Here is a 21224-nt window from a genome sequence, read left to right as displayed (position 1 = left end):
CATTACGCCCTGCGGACTTCTCCTTGCCAGGCGGCAGACTGAGCTGGCAAAATGGATCATATTAAAGGAAAAATGCTTTAACGTTAAGGTTAGAAATAACCAGAACGGAGGAGCACGATGGGAATGACACATAAAGTCATGATCGCCCTGGCCGCCATGATGGTGACGATGACACTGGTCGCCTGCGCGCCTGAAATTGGCAGCCGGGATTGGTGTAACACGATGGAACACATCCCCAAAAGCGACTGGACCGCCAACCAGACCAGCGATTTTGCCAAAAGCTGCATGCCCTGAATCACCGCGATGAGATGCCAAGGTTGAGGCGGCGGGGAACATGGATGGCTGTTGTGCGTTTGAACCGGTAATTGGTGTGCGGAATAACCCGCACGATCCCTGATTTGCGTTATATGGGGAATTCCCTATAATGCACGGCCCGCGCATGGTGGCGCAGGGCAAAACAACACAACAAATTACGAGGATAGTCAGATATTATGAGTGCCGAAAATCTCCATGTCGGTGTGATCGGCGCAACCGGTGCGGTTGGCGTCGAGCTGATCAACGTTATGTTTGATCGCAATTTTCCTGTAGGTGAACTGACCCTTTTTGCGTCCGAACGGTCGGCAGGAAAAACATTGGAGACTAAATATGGCACTAAAACCGTGACCCTGTTCTCGGTTGAAGAAGCCAGGAAATGCGACATCGTGTTTCTGGCGGTATCTGGCGAGTTCGCCAAGGAATATGCCCCCAAGATCGCCGAGGGCGCCCTTGTGATCGACAATTCATCGGCTTTTCGTTTGAATGACGATGTGCCGCTGATCGTGCCGGAAATTAATGGTGCGCTGGCAAAAACAGCCAGGCTGATTGCCAACCCGAACTGCACCACGGCCATTGCCGCCGTTGCCTTGTGGCCGCTGCACCAGGCGTTTGGTTTGAAAAAGGTGTTTGTTTCCACCTATCAGGCCGCATCGGGTGCGGGGCAGCCGGGCATGAATGAATTGCGCGAAGGCCTGGCTGCGGGCCTGAAGGGCGAAGAAATCAAGGCGGAAGTGTTTGCACATCCGTTGGCATTTAACGTGATCCCGCATATCGATACCTTTCAGGAAAACGGCTATACCCGTGAAGAAATGAAGGTGACCTGGGAAACCCGCAAGATTTTCGGCGTGCCGGATCTAGCTGTTTCCTGCACGGCAGTGCGGATTCCGACCGAACGGACCCATTCAGAATCGATCGTGGTTGAAACCGAAAAACCGGTCACCCCGCAGGCCGCCCGTGATGTGCTGGCAAAAGCCAAAGGTGTGAAGCTGGTGGATAATCCTGAAAAGCTGGAATATCCGATGCCGATTAACGCGACCAAAAAATACGATGTCGAAGTGGGCCGTATTCGCACCAACCTGATCTTTGGTGATCATGGTCTGGAGCTGTTTGTCGCGGGTGACCAGTTGCTTAAGGGGGCTGCCCTGAATGCTGTACAGATCGCTGAAGCCTCGATTGCCTGATCATATCCGTTCAGTGCCTGGCACTGTATGAACCGAAAACGGCCCCGCAATTTACTTGCAGGGGCCGTTTTTTTTGGTTGCAGCCAAACCCGGGTGATAAAAACGGATACTTTAAGGTGTGGTTTTAACCGGAACAGGCGGTGGCGGTACGATCAGGCTTGTGAAATGTGATCGCGGCCAGAGTTTTTGGAACTGTAAAGGGCCTGATCGACACGGTTCATGATCGAGGACAGTGTTTCACTGTCGCGATATTCGGTCACACCTGCGCTCAGCGTCAGCGCGATATTTTCGCGGCCAAACCGGACACCATTCTCGCGGACCATATCGGCGATGGCGCGTGCCAGCTGCATGGCCGAACTGCGGTCTTTACCGGCCAGCAGAATGACAAATTCATCCCCGCCCCAACGACACAGCGTGTCTTCGTCGCTAATGATACTGCGGATCATGCTGGCGACTTCGCGCAAGGCGGTGTCGCCGCCAGGGTGGCCATAGGTATCGTTGATTTCCTTGAACTGGTCCAGATCAAGGCAGATCATTGACAAAGGTTCTTTGCGGCGTCGGCAGGCCTTGGTAACTTTTTCAAACACCAGGTCAAACACCTGGCGGTTACAGGCCGATGTCAGCTTGTCAAAGGATGCCAGTTCTTCCAGCCGTCGCTGATAGCCACGAATGGTGAAATAGGCGGTAAAGCCGACCAGAACCGTGATGAAAAGCGAAATGGCGATATTGATCAGCAGGGTATTTTCAATCCGCTGATCGCCAATCTGTTCGTGCTGTTCAACCAGTAACAGCCAGCCAAATTCCGGCACCAGGCGACTATTGACGAAAATCGTCTCGGTGCCGTTGTTATAACTGACAGACGTTCCCGGCGAGGTCAGAATCTGGGTGGCGATGGGGCGGATGCTTTTGTGGCTTTGCAAGGTGCGGTCATTGCCAAAATCGCTGCCATGCAGGGTGATGTTGCCTTCGCGATCTGAAAAATAGATCGTGCGGCCATAGCGCTGCTGATAGGTTTCAATCAGGTTGGTGACCGAATTAACCGCAAGGCCGACCCCGGTCACACCAATGACTTTTCCTTCGTAATCACGCACCTGATAATTGACGAAAATGGTCAACCGTGACCGGTCAGCCGTGTCGTGATCGACATTGATTTCGTAGGGTTCTTTCAGGTTTTTGGCGTGGAAATACCAGGAATCGTCGGGGTTATCACGCGATACCTGTTTTAAGATACCGCTGGTATGGTAATAGTTTTTGGTTTTATCCGAGACAAAAAATGCCGTTATGGTGCCATAGCGTTTCTGGATTTCGCTAAGATAACGTGTGACCAGTTCGGGGTCTTGTTCGCCATTCAGGGTCCAGTCGCGAAAAAACGTGTCATGCGCCATCAGTGACGAAATAAAGACCGGCTGCAACAGATCACGCTGGATCTCGGAATAGATATTGTCGCTGGTCAGCGGCAGGGTGCTTTCGGCGATTTGTTCTTGCAGGGAATCGCGGGCGACGTAAAAGCTGACAAAACTGGTCGTAAGAAAGCCGATCCCTAAAAGGACGCATAGGATCAAGGCGAAATGTAGCTTCTTTCCCGGCACTTCTGATTCCATTTGGTTGCAAAATTGTCGCGCAAAAACGAGCACCGCAAAAACACTTTAATAAGCGGTTACTATATTTGAAAATGCGAGTTAACACCATCGTCGTTTTACTATTCGTAATGATAGTTCATTAGCGTTTTGATTTAAGAATCCCGCCCAAATTGCAATTCGGACGGGATTTTGCTGTTTTCAGGAGACTAAAACCGGATTTTTTCTAGCGTCGGAAAATAACGGTTTTGCTGTCATTGCGGAAAACGCGGTGCTCGCAATGCATCTGAATGGCGCGTGAAAAGACAACAGATTCAATGTCACGGCCAATTTCAACCATGTCTTCTGCCGTCATCGTATGGTCAACCCGTTCAACCGCCTGATGAATGATCGGGCCTTCATCAAGGTCGGCGGTGACATAATGGGCGGTTCCGCCAATCAGCTTGACGCCGCGTTTATGCGCCTGATGATAGGGTTTTGCCCCTTTAAAGCTGGGCAGGAAAGAATGGTGGATATTGATGCAGCGCCCCTCAAGTTCCCGGCACAGGTCGGTTGAAAGCACTTGCATATAGCGCGCCAGTCCCACCAGGTCGGTCTTGTGTTCGTTGATCACGTCAAGCAGTTTGGTTTCCTGCTCGGCCTTGTTATCACGGTTGACCGGCAAATGGTAATAGGGAATGCCATTCCACTCGACAATGCCACGCATGTCTTCATGGTTTGAAATGATGGCCGGAATTTCGATGCGCAAATTGTTTGAAGCGACACGGTGCAACATGTCATGCAGGCAATGGCCAAATTTGGATACCAGCAGCACCACGCGCGGTTTGCGGAAATAATCGTGAAGTTTCCAGTCCATTGAAAAACGCCCGCCAATCGGGGTGAATTTTTCACTAAACTCGGCTTCCGTCCGCAATGCCCGGCCGGCCTCAAACTTCACCCGCATGAAAAAACGTTTGCTTTCGGGGTCGCCAAACTGCTCCAGCTTGGTGACAAAAGCCCCTTCGTCAGCGAGAAAACTGGTGACACTTGCAACAATGCCAAAGGTGTCGGGGCAGGTAATGGTCAGGATAAAGGTCTTGGAAAGTTCGGACATTTCCGCTGCGGCTTTCAGTTGGTAATGCAGTTTGACCTTGCGATATAGCGGCTGGCTGGTCTGCTGCCAACCCGCTATTGGTGTGAAAGTGTTTTCCCTGTGGGGGCACAGCGCATTTTTACGTGCCAGCAACGCTATATTACAGTGTAATCGTTCTTGGCGGGCATAAGGTGTGTGGCACATGTGGGCTGGTTTAAACCGGCATGATGTTTGGCAAAATGGGCCGGATATAGCGCTAAACGGCTTGTCCCGGGTCAATGGCGGGGAAAGAACTGGACATTGCCGGGACTTTGGCCAAGAATCCGCCGCCGGATCGGACCGCGCTGTGCCGTGCTGGCAGTTGGCCGACAATGGCCGGTTTTGCGCGGCCAAGGCCGCACGCCAATCAGATGGCACGGGCGAGCGCGCATAATTCCGAACCAGATTGCATGCTGTGGCCCGGGCAACAGGATGCAAACAGGCATTGCACGTGATATGGCGGTGATCTGACAACACGGCGGCCATATGCCGACAGGGGAAGACGGGGCTATTCATTGATCGATTTCCGACCAATCCTTTTTATTATCGGTATTTTGCTGGCAACCCTTTCGCTTGGCATGGTGGTTCCTGCATTGGTCGATTTATATTATGGCCATCCCGACTGGCTGGTGTTCTCGGCGGCAGCGGCTGTTTCGCTGTTTATTGGCGGGGCGCTGGTCATGATGAATCGCACCGAAAAATTGCGCATGACCTCGCGCCAGGCCTTTATTCTGACCACGTTAAGCTGGTTGGTGCTCACGGCTGTATCCGCCCTACCCTTTGCCTTTTCCAATATGAATATGAGCTATACCGACGCGTTTTTCGAAGCCATGTCGGGTATTTCCACCACCGGGTCGACGGTGATGGTCGGGCTTGATACAGCACCACCTGGTATTTTGCTGTGGCGTGCCCTTTTGCAATGGCTGGGCGGGATCGGTATTATTGTCATGGCAATTGCCGTTATGCCGATGCTGCGGGTTGGCGGGATGCAGCTTTTCCGCATGGAAAATTCCGACAAATCGGACAAGGCCTTTCCCCGCGCCACCCAGATCGCCATGGGCATTTTCAGCCTTTATTTGGCATTTACCGTGATCTGGACATTTTTGCTGTGGTGGGCGGGTATGTCATTTTTTGATGCGATCGCCCATGCCATGACCACCATTGCCACTGGCGGGTTTTCGACCAAGGATGCCTCGATTGGTTATTATGATAACCCGTTGATCGACGTGATTATTACCCTGGGCATGACCACCGGGGCATTGCCGTTTTTGCTGTATTTGCAAACCTTGCGCGGGCGGCCCTTGTCGTTGTTTCGCGATTCCCAGGTGCGCTGGTTTATCACCATTGCCCTTACCATTATTCTTAGTGTCGCGGTCTGGCATAGCGATGTAAATGATGTTGGATTTTGGACGGCGTTGCGCTTTTCATCCTTTAATATCATTTCGGTGATGACAGGAACGGGGTTTGCCACGACGGATTATGGTTTGTGGGGGGCCTTTGCGGTTGCGGTGTTCTTTTTTGTCATGTTTATTGGCGGCTGTGCCGGGTCAACCACCTGCGGTGTCAAAATTTTCCGCCTGCAAGTTCTTTATGAAATTGCCAAAATACAGCTAAACCACATGCTGCGTCCGCACGGGGTTTTTATTGCCTATTATAACGGCAAACCCCTGACCGAAGATGTCACGGAATCGGTGCTGAGCTTTTTCTTTTTGTTTGTGTTTTGCTTTGTCGTGCTGGCCGCGGGCTTTGGCGCAATGGGGCTGGATTTTGTTACCGCCATTTCCAGTGCGGGCACGGCCATTGCCAATGTTGGACCAGGTTTGGGGCCAATTGTTGGCCCATCGGGTAATTTCGCCACCTTGCCCGACGGGGCGAAATGGATGATGGCCGCCGGGATGCTGATTGGCCGGCTGGAAGTTTTCACGGTGCTGATTTTGCTTTCGCCCGATTTTTGGCGCGACTAAAGCATATTAAAGGAAATATGCTTTAAATTTCAAATAGTGAAATTACCGGACAAATATAGAAATAAAGAAAACCCCGCCAGCGGGGGCTTGGCGAGGTCTTGCTTTTGGGTATCCGTCAGGGAGTGAACGGATACCCCGGGGGATCGGTGCTTTATTGGTGCTGCGCTGGCAGCAGCCTGATTTTAAAGGGCTTAAAAAATTTAATCGGCGATACCAAACCCAGGGTCAGGAGCGGATCGGGGAAAGGGATATGAGCCCGGTATCGCCTGCGGGAATTATGCCAAATTGGAGACAAGTGGTTAAATCGAATAAAATGTTAATTTCGATAGGTTAAATCTATGACAGAGGTTTCGTGGGATGAAAATCAGCGAACCGCAGCTTTGAAGCCGTAATTGGCCGCCTGGCAGGTTTGTATCCCGATCAGACTGGCGGGGCTGGCGTGGCATGGATCGGCAGGGTGGCGCAAAAGGTTGTGCCTTGTGGCCCCGAAGCCCGCAGGCGCAAATTGCCGCCATGGGCGATCATTAATTCGCGGGCAATGGCCAGCCCCAGTCCGGTGCCGCCTTTCCGCGCGGTTCCGGCAAAAGGCACAAACAGGTTTTTGATGGTTTTTTCCGGCAAGCCGGGTCCATCGTCGGCAATCAGGATCTGAATGGCCTTTTTATTGGCAATGACGGGAACGTCGTCGGGGTCATCTGTGGTCACGCCAGGTGCCCACAGCTCAAGCGGACCCGCCAGGTCATTGCTATTGCCGATCCGGGGGGTGTCGCACGTCCTGGTGCACGTCCTGGCGGTGATTGTAATTTTGCTGGCACCGGCTTCAAACGCATTGCGCATCAGGTTGCCAAAAACCCGTAACAACTGGTCATAGTCGGCCTCGACCACGATGTCGTCGGCAATATCGAGCGCAACATCGCGATGCTGTTGCGATGTTTGCGGCATATGGATCGGGGCCTGTGTCAGGTCTGTTGCGTCGATTGTGCCGCCACTGATCTGTTCGAGTAAGGTTTCGCTGCATTCATCAAACAGTTCGCGTAGGGTGAAACGCGAAATATCAAGTATCGGCGGCGCTTCGCGGGCGTAAGACAATGTTTGTTCGCTGATATAAACCGCACGTTCCATCGAGGCGAGCAAGCGCGGCACAACCGCGCGGACTTCCTTGTCTTCGCTGCTGGCAAGGCGTTCGGTCATCAGCATTGATGTTGCCAGGGCATTGCGTAAATCATGGCTGATTTTGGTTGCCGCCGTGCCCAGTGCGGCCAGGTGGCGGCGCTGGTTGAGCATCGCGTGAAGATCTTTTTGCATGTTGGCCAGTTCTTGCTGGGCAATGCCGATTTCATCTTCGCGGTGGTCGGGGACAATAATATTGGCGCTGTCTTGCGGGTTTTTCCGAAACCGGATCATTTCGCTGGTAAAGCGTCGCATCGGGCGGACCAATAATAAATTCAGGGCAAAATACACCAGGGCCGCTGTGCAAAATGAAATCAGCAATGACAGGCCCAATACCCGCCAGCCAAATTCATACATTTCATGGGCCAGTTTGCGTTCATGCACAAGAATTTCGATTTTAATGGTCGGTGCCATTGATGGCATGCCCATGACGCGCAACATGCGGTCATGGGGCTGGATCAGGGTTTCAAAGGCCTCGCTCAGGGCTGAGGCCACCGAAAATTCGCCCAGATCAACATTATGGTCCGTCTTTGCGGGCATGTCGTCGCGTTGCAATAACAGTTTGCGATCGTCGCGGCGCAACACAATGGCCTCGACCCCGGCATTCGACAGGAGTTCGCGGGCCATGTCTTGCGACACCATCTGGTCGGGGGTGGCTTCAAGGGCCAGGGCTGCCAGATAGGCAGAATCGATATGGGCGCGTAACCAGTCGATGCGGAAACGGGCGACCGAGGGGGCAAAAACGAAAACTTCTGCCAGCATCACAAACCCGATTGTTAAAAACAACAAGCGGGCCGAAAGTGATTTGGTCCAGGGTGGCAAGCGAAGATGTGGTTTATCCATATGCCCGGATCCTGGTTGGTCTGGCAGATCGTAAGAGTGGCCAGCTTAGCCGTGCGAAAATTGAATGATCACAATATTCTAGCTTAAACGTAACAGCAACCGCACAATTTTACGGGTTTTTTTGCCAAAAAGGCTGGGCGCATACCATGCCCCGGCAACGCGTTTGGAAATTTCCCCCAAGGTCGGATAAGGGGCAATATGCCCGGCAACCGCGCCGATTTTCATTTTGCGGCTGATCGCCAGCGACCACAGGCCAATCAATTCGCCTGCCTGGTGCCCGGCAATACCGGCCCCCAAAATACGGCCCGATGCGGTGGTCACAACCTTGATCAGGCCCTGTGTTTGCCGTTCGGTACGGGCGCGGTCATTTTCGGCGTAATTCCAGGTGATAACGCGAATGTCGTTGCAATGGGCCGCGCGGGCGGCATTTTCGGTTAGGCCGACCTGGGCAATTTCCGGGTCGATAAACGTGACCCACGGCACCGCGTGATGGTTGATTTTTGCAGGCAAGTGAAACAGGGCGTTGCGAATAACAATACCGGCGTCATAAGCGGCCATATGGGTAAATTGCAGGCCGCCGGTTACATCGCCAATGGCGAATATCTTTTTGTTGCGGGTTCTAAGGCGGTTATCAACTGCAATGGCCCCGTTGGCACAGTCGACACCGGCCAGATCAAGCCCCATATCGGCGATGTTGGGGCTGCGCCCTGCGGCGACCAGCAAATGGCTGCCATCAAGGGTCAGTTCGGCCCCTTTATGCATCATCGTGATTCGGCAGCCGCTGCCATGTGGTTCAACCCGCTTTGCCATAGCAGCTTCATACAGGCTGATACCGTCATCCTCCAGCGCCTTGCGGGCCACAGCCACCAGGTCGGGGTCGTCTTTGGGCAGGATGCTGCCTTGTTCGATAACCGTGACCCGCGCACCGAGACGGCGATGGGCCTGGGCCATTTCAATGCCGATGGGGCCGCCGCCAATAATGATCAGATGGTTGGGGCAGGTGGTATTGTTAAAAATGGTTTCGTTGGTCAGGTAACTTACATCCCCAAGACCGGGGATGGGGGGCACGGCAGCGCGGGAGCCTGTGGCAATGACAAAGCGGCGCGCCCGCACGGTTTGGCCTCCGGCCACCAGTTCGCCCGGGCCGGTAAAACGGGCGTGATCGGTAATGACGGTGCAGCCTAGCCGCTCAAACCGTTCCACCGAATCGTGCGGGGCGATTCCGGCGATAACCTCGCGCACATGGGCCATAACCCCGGCAAAATCAATGGTGGGCGGGCTTGTATGAATACCAAATGTGCTGCCGTTTTTCAGGGTATGGGCATAGTGCGCTGCGGCCAGCAAGGCCTTGGACGGGATACAGCCGGTATTAAGGCAATCGCCGCCCATGCGCCCCTTTTCGATCAGAACCACACGCGCGCCCATTTGCACCGCCCCGGCCGCCACCGATAGCCCGGCCGATCCCCCGCCGATAATGCAAATGTCGGTGTTGATCGGGTTGGTCATGATGCAGGGTTTCCGGCTTTGTGTTTGCGATATTTTTTATAGGCCACCGGGATCATTGCCAAAATGGCCAGCCCGATGATCGGGGTTAAAATACGGGGTTCAAATATAATGCCGAAATCCGGCATTTTCCCCTGATCAAACAGTGCTCCCAGCCCGTCGCCGATGGACACATAAACAAATGTGCCCGGAATAATGCCAATGATTGTGCCAATCAGAAAGGCGCGCAGTTTAACGCCAAGCAAAGCGGGCACCAGATTAACCAGCCAGAACGGAAATAACGGCACCAGCCTTAGAACCATCAGGTAACACAGCGCATCTTCGGCAAAGCCTTCCTGCATTTTGCGCAGGGCATTGCCCGCCTTGGCGTGCATGTAATCGTAAAAGGCATAGCGGGTGGCCAGATAAACAATCATCGCACCCAGGGTGGCCCCGATCACGACATAGATCGTCCCCGCCGTGACCCCGAACAGAAAGCCGCCAAAAATCGTCAGCATGGACCCGGCAGGCAGGGACAGGGCAACAACCAGAATGTAAAGCAGGATAAAGCCGATAACGCTGCGGACCGGGTTTTGTATGACCAGATGTTGCAGGTCGGCACGATGGTTGCGAAAAGTATCAAAGGACAGGAATTGCGTGGCACCAAAATACCAGGCGGCACACAGACCCAGCACGAGAATGGCAACCGGAATCAGCCGTTTGACGGTAAAATGCCCACGCCCTTTGCCGCCCGTTGCGTCAGAGGCACAAGCGGCAGGCGGGGACGTGGGATGCGTTGGCTGGCTGTTTGATGGCATCGGGTGCTCGTTGATGTTCCTGTCTGTCAGGGGCAAAACCCTGTTATCAGGTCGTGTCCTGAACGTTTGGTGCGGTTAATGGGTGCGAGAAATGTTTACCTGCCTTGCTGTGAGCATCAATATCGTTAGGTCGACACCGTTGTTTCGGTCACAGCATGGCATATGTGTCATCCCGAGATATAGACCCGGAATTGCAATTTGACACATGAACTTCTTTCACCATTGCGTGATGTTTGTGCTGTGCGTAATTGCAGGTTTGCAAAGGGTTGTTGCGTTGCGCCGCTGTGCGGCCCGCAGAAACGGGGAGCGCAAAAGCATGGCGATAAATTATGCCGTGCGGACCTGGCCTTAGGGTGAAAACTGGCATTGTTGTGCGGTTTTGGCAGTGGCGATGTCTTGACGTTGGGAATTGGCAGGCGTAGTGTCATGTTTCGTGGGATTTGTAGACCGGCTTGCGGCCACGTTAAAAACCGCTAAAGAGGACAGGATGGCATCGCCCCCCTGACCTGATTATTTGCCGGTCGGGGTTTTTTATGTCCGGTATGTACAATACGCCGGACATTGAGGAGCAAGACGATGACGACCGAAAAAAAGGCTTCCGATAAATGGCGTGCCGCAACCCGTTCTGTACGGGGGGGGACCAAACGCAGCGGATTTAACGAAACATCCGAAGCCATTTTCATGAATTCCGGCTATGTCTATGACACCGCCGCCGAGGCCGAAGCCTCGTTTGATGGCAGTGGCCCGGAACGATTCGTCTATTCGCGTTTTGCCAATCCCACCGTTGCCATGTTTGAAGAACGCCTGGCCCTGATTGAAGGGGCGCAATATTGCCGTGCGACGGCGTCGGGCATGTCGGCTGTGTGGAATGCCCTGGCAGCCTGTACCAAGGCGGGCGGGCGTGTTGTTGGCTCGCGGGCCCTGTTTGGCTCGTGTGAATTTATCCTTACTACCCTGTTGCCGCGTTTTGGCGTTGAAACCGAACTGGTCGATGGCACCGATCATGCCGCCTGGGAAAAGGCACTGTCCAAACCGGCCGATGCGGTTTTCCTTGAAACACCGTCAAACCCGACCCTTGAAGTCATCGACATCGCCTTTGTCGCCGATCTGGCGCACAAGGCCGGTGCCAAGGTGGTGGTTGATAACGTGTTTGCCACCCCGATTTTGCAGCATCCCTTCGAGTTGGGGGCCGATATCGTGGTGTATTCGGCCACCAAGCATATTGATGGTCAGGGTCGTTGCCTTGGCGGGGCCATCCTGTTTAATGACAAGGAATGGCACGATAACCATCTGACCCAGTTCTTGCGTCATACCGGCCCAAGCATGAGCCCGTTTAACGCCTGGACCCTGCTTAAGGGCCTTGAAACCCTGAGCCTGCGCGTCGATGCCCATATTCGCAATGCAACGGAACTGGCAAATTTTCTGTCCGGGCAGCCACAAATTTCCAACGTGATTTATCCTGCACTTGCCAGCCATCCGCAGCATGAAATTGCGATGAAACAAATGTCAGGTCGGGGTGGCGGGTTGATTGCCCTTGAACTGGCCGGTGGCAAGCAGGCGGCATTTTCTTTGCTGGATAATTTGCAACTAATTGATATTTCAAACAATCTTGGTGATGCCAAAAGCCTTGCCACCCACCCCTGGACCACAACCCACCAGCGTGTGCCGGGTGAAGACAAGCTGACCATGGGCATTACTGAAGGGATGTTGCGTCTGTCGGTCGGGCTTGAAGATATTGATGATCTGAAAGAAGATCTGTTTGCGGCGTTGAACGTATAAGAATTTGCACAATATGACCTGTTGCCATGACGGCCTGCCTTGTGCAGGCCGTTTCTTTTTACGGTTTGATGGCACAAATATTGGCAATGCAGCGTTTATACGGGTAGCGGTTTAATTCGAGACTGTCTAAATGTTGCACAAATGAGAAACAGGTTTCCTGTATTGGACGGGAAAATCTGGTCTGGAGTTCTGAATGTACAAAGCTGTGACACAAAATATCAGCGTGTCGGTAAAGCCGAGTTTTCTTGATGAGCAATCAGACCCGGATCGTCACCGTTATGTCTGGGCCTATCGTGTTCTGATAGAAAATCAGGGCGAAAATGCAGTCAAATTGCTGCGCCGTCATTGGCGGATTACGGATTCTCGTGGGGACACCCAGACCGTGGACGGGGATGGCGTCATTGGCGAACAGCCCGTTATCGCGGCGGGCGAAAGTTTTAGTTATACCAGCGGTGCGCCCCTGGCGACGCCAGGGGGATTTATGGTGGGACACTATGTTATGGCCGATCCTGACGGGAACGAGTTTAACATTGATGTTCCTGCTTTCTCGCTCGATAGTCCGCACAGTATTGCGACATTGAATTAATTTAAAAAATGCAGGGATGCTTTGCCGGGGTCAGGTGCAAAGAACCGTTCAGGATAGATAAAGAGGATAGATCATGTGCAACGACGAAACGGCAGCGAACCGCCCCAGCCGTGAAGAAGCTGAGGATGCGGTAAGGACATTGCTGCGCTGGGCGGGGGATGATCCTGACCGTGAAGGATTGCGCGGAACACCGGATCGCGTTGTGCGATCTTATGGCGAATTTTTTGCCGGGTATCATCAGGACCCGGCAGAAGTTCTGCGCCGGACGTTCGAAGAAACCGATGGCTATGATGAAATTGTGCTGTTGCGCGATATCCGTATCGAATCCTATTGCGAACATCATATGGTGCCGATCGTTGGCGTTGCCCATATCGCCTATTTGCCGCGCAAACGCGTTGTCGGTATTTCCAAACTGGCCCGTGTTGCTGAAATTTTCGCCAAGCGCCTGCAAATTCAGGAAAAACTGACCTCGCAAATCGCCAATACCATTCAGGAAGAGCTCGACCCCCTGGGGGTTGCCGTGGTGATTGATGCCAACCATCAATGCATGAGTACGCGCGGTATTCACAAAACCGGCGTGTCGATGGTTACCAGCCGGATGCTGGGCGCCTTCCGCGAGGACCCGGGAACCCGACGCGAGTTTTTCTCGATGATCGGTAAATAAACGACCTGACGGCCTTACGGATTGACGGCTTTGGGCTGCACATTTGCGATGTGCGGCCCTTGTTGTTATGCGCCTGAGGCGGAAGTCCTCTACATAGCCGGCAAGGGTGTTTACCGCGAGGTAAAATATGAAAGAAGCCAAAGGAAAAGTGCTTTAGCAAATGTTTCCGTGTCGCTGTCATCAAGGTTTTCTTTATAGTTCGTGATGATTGCGCAGATATTCCAGCAGGTTTTGCGATGTATCCTCGATCAGGTCGAGGACATGGCTAAAGCCATCGGCTCCGCCATAATAGGGATCGGGTACACTTTGCCCGCGCCGCGCTGGATGAAAATCAAGAAACAGCTTTATCCGGTCCATGCGGTTTTCCGGGCAGGATCGCTGCAATATGTCGAGATGCCCGTCATCCATGGCAATCAGATAATCGAATGTGTCATAGTCGTTGGCAACCAGTTGCCGGGCACGCAAATGCGACAAATCATAACCCCGCCTGCGGGCTTCTTTTATGGCCCGGCGGTCGGTGGGGTCGCCAATATGGTACGATGTCGTGCCGCAACTATCGACGTCGATTCGGGCGCTTAACCCGGCCTGTGCCACCATGTGGGCAAAGACACCATCGGCGGTGGGCGAGCGGCAGATATTCCCGGTGCAAACAAACAAAACCCTGATCACGCGCATTGTTCCTTGATCTATCGTGTTAACAATCCCTAGCATGACATGGGACGGGGCGTTGATAAAAGTCTGTGGGTGAAGGGGCGTGTTTTTATATCTGCGCAATCGCGTCCTTTAGACATTTTGTAACAGCTTCGTGATATTTGTTCAGGCAAGGTGACCCGAATGCAAGATGCTTGTACGATTACGCCATCAACAGGGGGTGCTTTGCATTTATGCAGGAATTTGTTTCGTTTGGTCTTCAAGGTGCGTTAATTCGCCAATTGGCCTGGTTGCCCCAGGGCTACGAACTTGTGCCCGAAGGTACAGTCATGACTGCGGGGCGCTTGCGGTCTGTGATGTTGCGCCTTGAAGAGGCGGTTGGGGCGTATGTTCTGGTCAAGCTGGGGCGTCATCTTGCGCTTAAGGAACAGGCCCCGGTTTTAACGATGTTGCGCTATGGCGGGACGCCGGAACTGGTCGTGGAACGCTGGCGCCGTCTTGAAAGTTATTCCCACGCCCGGGGGCGCACCGAACATAGCATTACCAGCCGGTCGATCACGCTGCACCGTGGTGCGGTGCGCGGGCAGGCACCGTCGCGGGTGGAAAACCTGTTGTTGCACGGCTTTATGGTGGGGCTGCTCGAAGCGATCGGGGTTGAAGGCATTACCAGTGTTATTTTGCCCTCTCATGGTTCTGCCGTTACGCTGGTGCGCAATGGCAAACTGGTAAAAATACGCGATTTTGCCGGGCGTGGTTTGCGCTGGCGTATCAACTGGCAAAGTTTTGTGCCGGTGTCGCCGGGCTATCCGTTTATGGCCAATATGCCGGGCACGGCCCCGCCTGCAATGATGGGAAACGCTGTTATTCGCAAGCTGGCGGCCATTCTTGAAAATGATGTCGGTCGGGGCTGGACCATTGACGAGGTGGCCAACCAGCTTGGTACATCGGCGCGCACCTTGCAGCGGCGCCTGCAAAACGCCAATACCCGGTTTTCCGATTTGCTGCGGTTAACCCGGGTGCGCGAAGCCTGCCGTTTGATTGGCGGTACATCCATGTCGATTGGTGAAATTGGCTATTGGTGCGGCTTTACCGATAATGCCCATTTCTCGCGTGATTTTCGCCGCCTTGTCGGAATGCCGCCATCTGTTTATCGTGAAGCCTATCTGGGGCATGCAGGTTTGACGCGCGCCTGATCTTTACCGACGGACAAGGGGCAAGATGGCAGATCGCGTTCTTGAAATTTCCGATCTGGTGGCGGGGGATCTTCCCCCGGTGAAGCTGTGTTTGCATGTGGGCGAAATCGTGACCCTTCGTGGGCCATCAGGCATTGGTAAAAGCCGCCTGTTGCGGGCCATCGCCGATCTGGAACCGGCGCGTGCGGGCTCGGTTACGTTGCGCGGGGCCGAACTTGCCGCTATGCCCGCCCCTAAATGGCGTGACCGGGTGCGCTATCTGGCTGCCGAACCGGGCTGGTGGGCCGCAACACCAGCACCGCATTTTCGCGAAATATCGGCGGTGCGAACCCGCCTTGCCACCCTGTTGCTGGCCGACGATATTCTCGACCGGCCCCTTGCCGAACTTTCCACGGGCGAACGCCAACGGCTGGCTTTGTTGCGCGGGATGGAAGGCGCCCCTGCGGTTTTGCTGCTTGATGAACCAACATCGGCCCTGGACCCGGCCAGCAGCGACGCGGTTATTGACCTGCTGCGCGCCTATGCCCGGCGCGGTGGCGCGGCCTTGCTGGTAACCCATAATCCGCAACAGGCCCGATTGCTTGGTGATCGCCATTTTCATCTTGATAAAACGGGATGCCAGGAAATATTCCCCGATGACAGGGTGGAAATTCTCACATGATCAACGCCTTTGTCCGTCTCGATATTTTTGATGTTGGCCTGGCGGCTTTGTTGCTGTTGGCGCATGGGCTGGTGTCGGTGGTCTACCGTTTGGGGTTGGGCCGTCAAATTGTCGTCGCGGGCCTGCGCATGGTGGTGCAATTGCTGCTGCTGGGGCTGGTTTTGCAATATCTGTTTGCCCTTAATGCCCCGGCCTGGACCGTTTTGTTAATTATCATCATGGTGCTGTTCGCCGGGCGCGAGGCGACAGCACGGCAAAAATACCGTTTCACCGGTTTGTGGGGGTTTGCCTTTGGCACCGGGGCGATGGCGGCGGCCTCTATTCTGGTCACGGGTTTTGCCCTCGTCACCCAGTTCCGCCCCGACCCGTGGTATGATCCACGCTTTGTCATTCCGTTGCTGGGCATGGTTTTGGGCAACAGTTTGAACGGGGTGTCGCTGGGCCTGATGCGCCTGGGTGAAGCTGCCCACGATATGCGCCCGGCGATCGAGGCCCGGCTTGCCGTTGGTGGCACGCGCAATCAGGCCTTTGCGCCGGCCATGCGGGTTGCCATGCAAAATGGCTTGGCCCCGGTGTTAAATTCGATGTCGGCCTGCGGCATTGTTTTTATTCCCGGCATGATGACAGGGCAAATCCTTGCCGGGATTGACCCCTTGCAAGCGGTTCTTTATCAACTGCTTTTGATGTTCCTGATTGCCGGTGCCACCGGGCTTGGCGTATGGCTGGCGGTGCGATGCGGGGTTTGGCGGCTAAGCGATCCGCGCCATCGCCTGCGTCTGGACCGCCTTAAAGCCCGCTAGTTCGATAGTCTGCTTGTCGGGTGGCGGACTGTGTCGTGTTATATTGCCTGCGATATAGCTGTTTTGTTGATTTTATAGCGAGTGTGTCATGTCCGCCGATGCGTATGCCGGTTTTCTGCCCCCCGTTTTTGCCCACCGGCCCGACGGCGAAGATATCGTCATTCGGACCTTTATGGTTGGCAATCCGCTGCCAGACCATCAACTGGCCGATATTCCTGCCCCGTTGCAAATGTTCATGGATCTGGTTGCACCGGCAATGGAACGCGCCGGGGCCGAAGGCTTTGCCCATCTCTGGCTGGATCATCACCCCCATGAACAGCCGGGCTGGCGGCTGTCGCTGGCCCATATTGGCACTGTCGAAGAATTGGACGCTGCGGTGGCCAAACCCCTGACCCGTCTTGGGGCGGCGATGACCTTAACCGACTTTGAAATCGCCAACTGGGACGAAACCCGCCCGCTGTGGCGCAAACGTGCGCAACCGGTGCGTCTGGTTTATTGGGGCAGTTTGGGCCGACATGTGCGCTCAATTGTTGGTCATGGCGATGCGCCATCCTTTTATTTGCCCGTCGGGGCGGGGGTGCGCCGTGATCAGGCGGTGGCAACGCTGCCCCTTCTCGAAGATATGCTGGGCGCGCGGTCTGGTATGTCGTCGGGCGGGCTTGGTTTTGAAAATGCCCTGCAAATCGGCATCGCCCTGGGGCGCGCGCATCTGATCGAAAGCTGGATCGAGGCCGGAGGAAGCGATAAGGAACCCTATTTTCGCCCCATGCAAATCTGGCATCAGGCATGGTTAACCCACGCGGTGATGGATTTGGCGATTTCTGCCCTTGCCATGTCCGGCCAGCCGCCTTTGCCAACCCTTGATTATACGGCCGATGGCACCCCGCAAAGCCGCAAGGCTGTTTTGGATGACCTGTCGGCGTGGTTAAGCGGGCTGTTCTTTTCCGAAGCCAATCCGGCACATCGCAATGCTTTTATTGCCGGGGTGCAAAATGCGGTCTGGCTTGACCCCGATTTGCAGCAATATGTGCAATCTCAGCAACGGGGCGAAATCATTCAGGGCCTGTTGCCCTATTGTCGCTGGTTTCTGGCGATGGCACTATATAACCATCTTGGTAATCTGGCCGAGGATCGCGCAACGCCGGATCAGTGCGCCTTTTTCGCGTTGTTAATTGCCAGCCTGCCAGAACTCGCCAGCCTTAACAGCCTGTCGACCCGGCGCGATATCGAACAGCATATCATCCGCATTGATGCCCCGCGTGCAGCGGCGGCGTTTGATGCGCTGGTGATACCATTTTGTGACATGCTAATGCCGCGTTTGGCCCTTGCGGCATCGCGCCACCAATAGGTATGGGCATTAAAGGAAAAGTGCTTTATGTGTGTCGCCCCGGTAAAATATTCCGGACTCGGACTGGATAATATAAAGCTCATCTTTGCGGTGGGGTGTCTGATGGTCGATTTTGTCGGGCGCATAAACTTCAACCGACATGCTGCCTTGCTCTAGCAAAATTTCAAATCGCGGGTCACGGCGCCCACGCAGAGCCTGCATCGCATCTTTCAGGTTTCCCTGCCATTTTTGGGGCGCGCTCAGATCATTGGTTTTGGTGTCTGTCGGAATATTTGGCATGACGAAATTTTCCGGTCAGGTTTTTCAAGCTCTCAGCATCCTGGCGATAGGGCCAATCAAAAAGGTCCGCCTCGAAAATATCGGGCGGACCATTTTGTCAGGCGACAATTTTGCATCGCTCTCACGGGTAAGACGGCAATTCCCGTTTTGAAACAATGCCAAATCTTATGGCAAGCCCGGAAACGGCGACCAGGCTGGCAATGGCAATGCCCCAAAACAGGCCTGTAACCCCCATATCGCGGACAAAGGCCAGATAATATCCCGCCGGGATCATCACACAGATATAGGAAAACATGTGCAAAACGGTGGGGGCCCATTTATCGCCCGTCCCGCGCAGGGCACTCATGGCGGCATTCTGTCCGCCATCCGTGGGGAAAATAATCGGCATCAAAATCAGCAATCCCGATGTACCGGCAATGACGGCGACATCTTCGCTAAACAGCTCGGCCACCCAGGCCGGAAAGAAATAAACCGGCAGGCTCAGGCAAAACATCACCACCATGGTGGTGGTCAGGCCAACCCATCCGGCCAGGGCCATATCGGGCCGGTCGCGTCGGCCATAGGCAATACCAACCCGAACCGACGTTGCCGAGGCAAGCCCCATGGCAAACATAAACATCAAGGCCAAAATGGTCATGGTAATGCCATAGCTTGCCGCCCCGATAATCCCGATCCGCCCGGCAAAAAGCTGCATGGCCGCAAATGCCGCCGTTTCCATGCCCTGGCTGGCACCCGATGCATATCCCATCGATCTGGCACTGCGCGAATGATGCCACCAGCCTGAAAATCCGTCCCGCAATCCGAACAGAACATGGTCGCGCATCAGCAAAATATAAGCCAGCATGGTGCCGGCCATTAACCAGCGAATAATGGTGGATGTCCATGCCGCCCCGGCGGCCCCCAGTTCCGGCAGGCCAAATGCCCCATGGACCAGCCCGTAATCAAGCACCAGATTAATGATATTTGCCGCAAGCATCAGCACCATGCCGGGCAGGGGGCGTTGTAATCCTTCCATAAAAAAAGAGCACGAAATATAAATCATTGCTGCGGGCATTCCGATGGCAAGAATATGGGCCAGCCCGGTTGAATGAAGCGTGATCGCGGCAGGTTGGTCGCTCAGGATGAAAATCCACTTTGACTGCCAGGCAAGCACGGCCAGCGCGCCCCCCAAAACAACAGCATAAGGAAAACAGGCCCGCCAGACTTGCCCGGCCGCCCGGTGATTTTTCCGACCAAAGGCATGCGAGGTCATGATCATGATGCCGGTCAAAAGGCCGATACCCGTTACCAGTAATGAAATGAACGGCGCATGGGCAATATTCAGATAGGCCAGGCTGGAGCTGTCGTAATTGCCGACAATAATGGTATCGACAACCGACATCGCCAGCATGCCGATACGCGCAATCACCACCGGCAGGGCCAGTCGGAACAGTTCACTCAAATGCCGCTTTATCCGGTTATTGGGATATAGGGGTTGGGGCGATATGTCCGGCGGGATCATGTTTTGCGGCGTCGTCATGGCTTTGGGCGTTTCCGAAATGTGCCCCTGTCTGATGTGCCTGTGGGGGACAGCAACACATCAGAAAATGATGGGGCATCTTGTTAAATGAAGGCACGTTTACCGAATGGGGGGGATGGCCGTTGTCATCAAGGCGGGATTATCTGTAATAATTGCCCGAACCCCCCAGGACAGCAATGTGCGTGCCCGGTCCGGATCATTCACCGTATAACAGATCAAAGGTACCTTTTCGCCTGTTATTTCAGCACATTTTTCAGCCGTAAGTTGTTTCTGATCAACATGCAGTGCGGCAGCTTTCAAGGCGTCATAGCGGGTTTTCCAGTCCGCCGGGATTTCCTCTACCAGCCAGCCACAATCAAGGGCCGGACACAGATCTGCCATTGCGGCAACCACATCAGGATCAAAGCTGGACAATAAAACAGGAACGTCATGACGATTGCCAATTTCACTGGCGACACGCTCAGCCAGTAACATGGCATCACATCCCGATGGCTTGATCTCAAGATTAATCCCCATTTCCAGGGCTGCCAGCGTATCAAGGGTTTCGCTCAGGGTCGGAATCCGCTCTCCTTTATATATGTCGGAAAACCATGCCCCGGCATCAAGCGTGCGTAAGGTTGCCAGACTGTGTTCATGAATGGGACCGCTGCCATTGGTGGTGCGATCAAGGGTGTCGTCATGGATCAGCACACATTGTGCATCTGCACTTAATGTTACGTCGCATTCTATCCAGTTTACCCCGCGGACCTGTGCAATCCGAAAGGCGGCAATGGTATTTTCCGGGGCTTCAATCGATGCGCCACGATGGGCGATAATATGGGGAATGCGGATCATGGTGTGTTTACCTGTTTATAGGGGAACCCGGCCGCCAGATCGGGCAGCACCGCTCTGGCGCTTCCGTCCGGTTTGTGTCAAATGCAGTTAAATCCTCTTTACGCTCCCGGCAAAATTTACAAAAGCGAAAATACTGTGTCGTTTCCGGGCGGTTTTTCTGCGTTTATGGCGGTAAATGTCAGGACTCCAAGGCAATAGCGTGGTGGGTATCGCAGGTACCTTTGTCATAAAACCGACATCGCAGCAGTCTTTTACAATGCAGTGTTAAAAAATGCTGCACTCGCGATATCCGTAAACCCCAGCTTTTGCGCGGACCGTTTCGGGGTTGCACCTAACTTTGATAAAAAATCTCACAAATTATTCAAATAAGGTGTTTACAGGTCGTGGGTTGGGGCCTATAACCCGCCTCCACCGACGGGGCGCGGCGCTACGAACTAGGGCGACGCGGA

Annotated in this window: 19 protein-coding genes and 1 riboswitch; of the genes, 10 read left to right on the top strand and 9 right to left on the bottom strand. The window is 54.2% G+C overall.

The window, feature by feature from the left end:
• The first annotated feature begins 123 nt into the window (after positions 1–123).
• On the top strand, positions 124–294 hold the full coding sequence (locus AAC086_RS22565; RefSeq protein ID WP_339782256.1) for a DUF3012 domain-containing protein: 171 nt from the start codon (positions 124–126) through the stop codon (positions 292–294).
• A gap of 197 nt (positions 295–491) precedes the next feature.
• Positions 492–1496, top strand: a complete 1005-nt coding sequence (locus AAC086_RS22560; protein ID WP_339782254.1) for an aspartate-semialdehyde dehydrogenase — start codon at positions 492–494, stop codon at positions 1494–1496.
• 152 nt (positions 1497–1648) lie between these two features.
• On the opposite strand, the gene AAC086_RS22555 is transcribed toward AAC086_RS22560, so the two are convergent.
• Positions 1649–3058: a diguanylate cyclase gene (locus AAC086_RS22555; RefSeq protein WP_339782253.1), complete on the bottom strand. Its 1410-nt coding sequence runs from the start codon at positions 3056–3058 to the stop codon at positions 1649–1651.
• Between the two features lie 241 nt (positions 3059–3299).
• On the bottom strand, positions 3300–4166 hold the full coding sequence (gene purU, locus AAC086_RS22550; RefSeq protein ID WP_339782251.1) for a formyltetrahydrofolate deformylase: 867 nt from the start codon (positions 4164–4166) through the stop codon (positions 3300–3302).
• A gap of 533 nt (positions 4167–4699) precedes the next feature.
• On the opposite strand from purU, the gene AAC086_RS22545 reads away from it, so the two are divergent.
• Entirely contained in the window at positions 4700–6148 is a 1449-nt protein-coding gene (locus AAC086_RS22545) for a TrkH family potassium uptake protein (RefSeq protein ID WP_339782250.1), read from the top strand.
• 420 nt (positions 6149–6568) lie between these two features.
• On the opposite strand, the gene AAC086_RS22540 is transcribed toward AAC086_RS22545, so the two are convergent.
• From AAC086_RS22540 to AAC086_RS22530, 3 genes are all read right to left on the bottom strand, one after another.
• Positions 6569–8161 (bottom strand): HAMP domain-containing sensor histidine kinase, encoded by a 1593-nt coding sequence (locus tag AAC086_RS22540; RefSeq protein ID WP_339782249.1) that lies wholly within the window; start codon positions 8159–8161, stop codon positions 6569–6571.
• A gap of 78 nt (positions 8162–8239) precedes the next feature.
• On the bottom strand, positions 8240–9667 hold the full coding sequence (locus AAC086_RS22535; protein WP_339782248.1) for an FAD-dependent oxidoreductase: 1428 nt from the start codon (positions 9665–9667) through the stop codon (positions 8240–8242).
• On the bottom strand, positions 9664–10461 hold the full coding sequence (locus tag AAC086_RS22530) for a VTT domain-containing protein (RefSeq protein ID WP_339782245.1): 798 nt from the start codon (positions 10459–10461) through the stop codon (positions 9664–9666). Before AAC086_RS22530 ends, AAC086_RS22535 begins: the two co-directional genes overlap by 4 nt.
• 423 nt (positions 10462–10884) lie before the next feature.
• Positions 10885–10959, top strand: a riboswitch (SAM riboswitch).
• A gap of 78 nt (positions 10960–11037) precedes the next feature.
• Here AAC086_RS22530 and metZ point away from each other — a divergent pair.
• The 3 genes from metZ (at position 11038) to folE (ending at position 13490) form a co-directional block, all read left to right on the top strand.
• Positions 11038–12240 (top strand): O-succinylhomoserine sulfhydrylase, encoded by a 1203-nt coding sequence (metZ, locus tag AAC086_RS22525; RefSeq protein ID WP_339782243.1) that lies wholly within the window; start codon positions 11038–11040, stop codon positions 12238–12240.
• A gap of 193 nt (positions 12241–12433) precedes the next feature.
• Positions 12434–12826, top strand: coding sequence for a Co2+/Mg2+ efflux protein ApaG (apaG, locus tag AAC086_RS22520; RefSeq protein WP_339782241.1), 393 nt, complete (start codon positions 12434–12436; stop codon positions 12824–12826).
• Between the two features lie 73 nt (positions 12827–12899).
• Positions 12900–13490: a GTP cyclohydrolase I FolE gene (gene folE, locus AAC086_RS22515; RefSeq protein WP_339782239.1), complete on the top strand. Its 591-nt coding sequence runs from the start codon at positions 12900–12902 to the stop codon at positions 13488–13490.
• Between the two features lie 192 nt (positions 13491–13682).
• On the opposite strand, the gene AAC086_RS22510 is transcribed toward folE, so the two are convergent.
• On the bottom strand, positions 13683–14165 hold the full coding sequence (locus AAC086_RS22510) for a low molecular weight protein-tyrosine-phosphatase (protein ID WP_339782237.1): 483 nt from the start codon (positions 14163–14165) through the stop codon (positions 13683–13685).
• Between the two features lie 209 nt (positions 14166–14374).
• On the opposite strand from AAC086_RS22510, the gene AAC086_RS22505 reads away from it, so the two are divergent.
• From AAC086_RS22505 to AAC086_RS22490, 4 genes are all read left to right on the top strand, one after another.
• Positions 14375–15334, top strand: a complete 960-nt coding sequence (locus AAC086_RS22505; RefSeq protein ID WP_339782236.1) for an AraC family transcriptional regulator — start codon at positions 14375–14377, stop codon at positions 15332–15334.
• A 25-nt stretch (positions 15335–15359) separates the two neighbouring features.
• Positions 15360–15995, top strand: coding sequence for an ATP-binding cassette domain-containing protein (locus AAC086_RS22500; protein WP_339782234.1), 636 nt, complete (start codon positions 15360–15362; stop codon positions 15993–15995).
• A complete protein-coding gene (fetB, locus tag AAC086_RS22495) occupies positions 15992–16795 on the top strand; it encodes an iron export ABC transporter permease subunit FetB (protein ID WP_339782232.1) in 804 nt (267 codons plus the stop codon). Before AAC086_RS22500 ends, fetB begins: the two co-directional genes overlap by 4 nt.
• Before the next feature lie 88 nt (positions 16796–16883).
• Positions 16884–18143, top strand: a complete 1260-nt coding sequence (locus AAC086_RS22490) for a hypothetical protein (RefSeq protein ID WP_339782229.1) — start codon at positions 16884–16886, stop codon at positions 18141–18143.
• A gap of 9 nt (positions 18144–18152) precedes the next feature.
• On the opposite strand, the gene AAC086_RS22485 is transcribed toward AAC086_RS22490, so the two are convergent.
• The 3 genes from AAC086_RS22485 to AAC086_RS22475 form a co-directional block, all read right to left on the bottom strand.
• Positions 18153–18422: a hypothetical protein gene (locus AAC086_RS22485; protein WP_339782228.1), complete on the bottom strand. Its 270-nt coding sequence runs from the start codon at positions 18420–18422 to the stop codon at positions 18153–18155.
• Positions 18423–18543: 121 nt separating this feature from the next.
• Positions 18544–19863 carry an MATE family efflux transporter gene (locus AAC086_RS22480; protein ID WP_339782227.1) on the bottom strand — a complete coding sequence of 440 codons (1320 nt, stop codon included), beginning with the start codon at positions 19861–19863 and terminating at the stop codon, positions 18544–18546.
• A 177-nt stretch (positions 19864–20040) separates the two neighbouring features.
• A complete protein-coding gene (locus tag AAC086_RS22475; RefSeq protein ID WP_339782225.1) occupies positions 20041–20775 on the bottom strand; it encodes a glycerophosphodiester phosphodiesterase family protein in 735 nt (244 codons plus the stop codon).
• Positions 20776–21224: the final 449 nt, after the last annotated feature.

It is taken from the genome of uncultured Thalassospira sp., assembly GCF_963976115.1.
GTDB lineage: Bacteria > Pseudomonadota > Alphaproteobacteria > Rhodospirillales > Thalassospiraceae > Thalassospira.
The sequence above is the reverse complement of the archived record's forward strand: the minus strand, read 5'-3'. Positions and strand labels throughout refer to the sequence as shown.

Coding starts and splice junctions, on each gene's coding strand:
- AAC086_RS22535 (WP_339782248.1), bottom strand. CDS start 9,667: ATGACCAACCCGATCAACACCGACATTTGCATTATCGGCGGGGGATCG.
- AAC086_RS22510 (WP_339782237.1), bottom strand. CDS start 14,165: ATGCGCGTGATCAGGGTTTTGTTTGTTTGCACCGGGAATATCTGCCGC.
- AAC086_RS22475 (WP_339782225.1), bottom strand. CDS start 20,775: ATGATCCGCATTCCCCATATTATCGCCCATCGTGGCGCATCGATTGAA.
- AAC086_RS22540 (WP_339782249.1), bottom strand. CDS start 8,161: ATGGATAAACCACATCTTCGCTTGCCACCCTGGACCAAATCACTTTCG.
- fetB (WP_339782232.1), top strand. CDS start 15,992: ATGATCAACGCCTTTGTCCGTCTCGATATTTTTGATGTTGGCCTGGCG.
- AAC086_RS22530 (WP_339782245.1), bottom strand. CDS start 10,461: ATGCCATCAAACAGCCAGCCAACGCATCCCACGTCCCCGCCTGCCGCT.
- AAC086_RS22505 (WP_339782236.1), top strand. CDS start 14,375: ATGCAGGAATTTGTTTCGTTTGGTCTTCAAGGTGCGTTAATTCGCCAA.
- metZ (WP_339782243.1), top strand. CDS start 11,038: ATGACGACCGAAAAAAAGGCTTCCGATAAATGGCGTGCCGCAACCCGT.
- AAC086_RS22500 (WP_339782234.1), top strand. CDS start 15,360: ATGGCAGATCGCGTTCTTGAAATTTCCGATCTGGTGGCGGGGGATCTT.
- AAC086_RS22565 (WP_339782256.1), top strand. CDS start 124: ATGACACATAAAGTCATGATCGCCCTGGCCGCCATGATGGTGACGATG.
- apaG (WP_339782241.1), top strand. CDS start 12,434: ATGTACAAAGCTGTGACACAAAATATCAGCGTGTCGGTAAAGCCGAGT.
- AAC086_RS22560 (WP_339782254.1), top strand. CDS start 492: ATGAGTGCCGAAAATCTCCATGTCGGTGTGATCGGCGCAACCGGTGCG.
- folE (WP_339782239.1), top strand. CDS start 12,900: ATGTGCAACGACGAAACGGCAGCGAACCGCCCCAGCCGTGAAGAAGCT.
- purU (WP_339782251.1), bottom strand. CDS start 4,166: ATGTCCGAACTTTCCAAGACCTTTATCCTGACCATTACCTGCCCCGAC.
- AAC086_RS22490 (WP_339782229.1), top strand. CDS start 16,884: ATGTCCGCCGATGCGTATGCCGGTTTTCTGCCCCCCGTTTTTGCCCAC.
- AAC086_RS22485 (WP_339782228.1), bottom strand. CDS start 18,422: ATGCCAAATATTCCGACAGACACCAAAACCAATGATCTGAGCGCGCCC.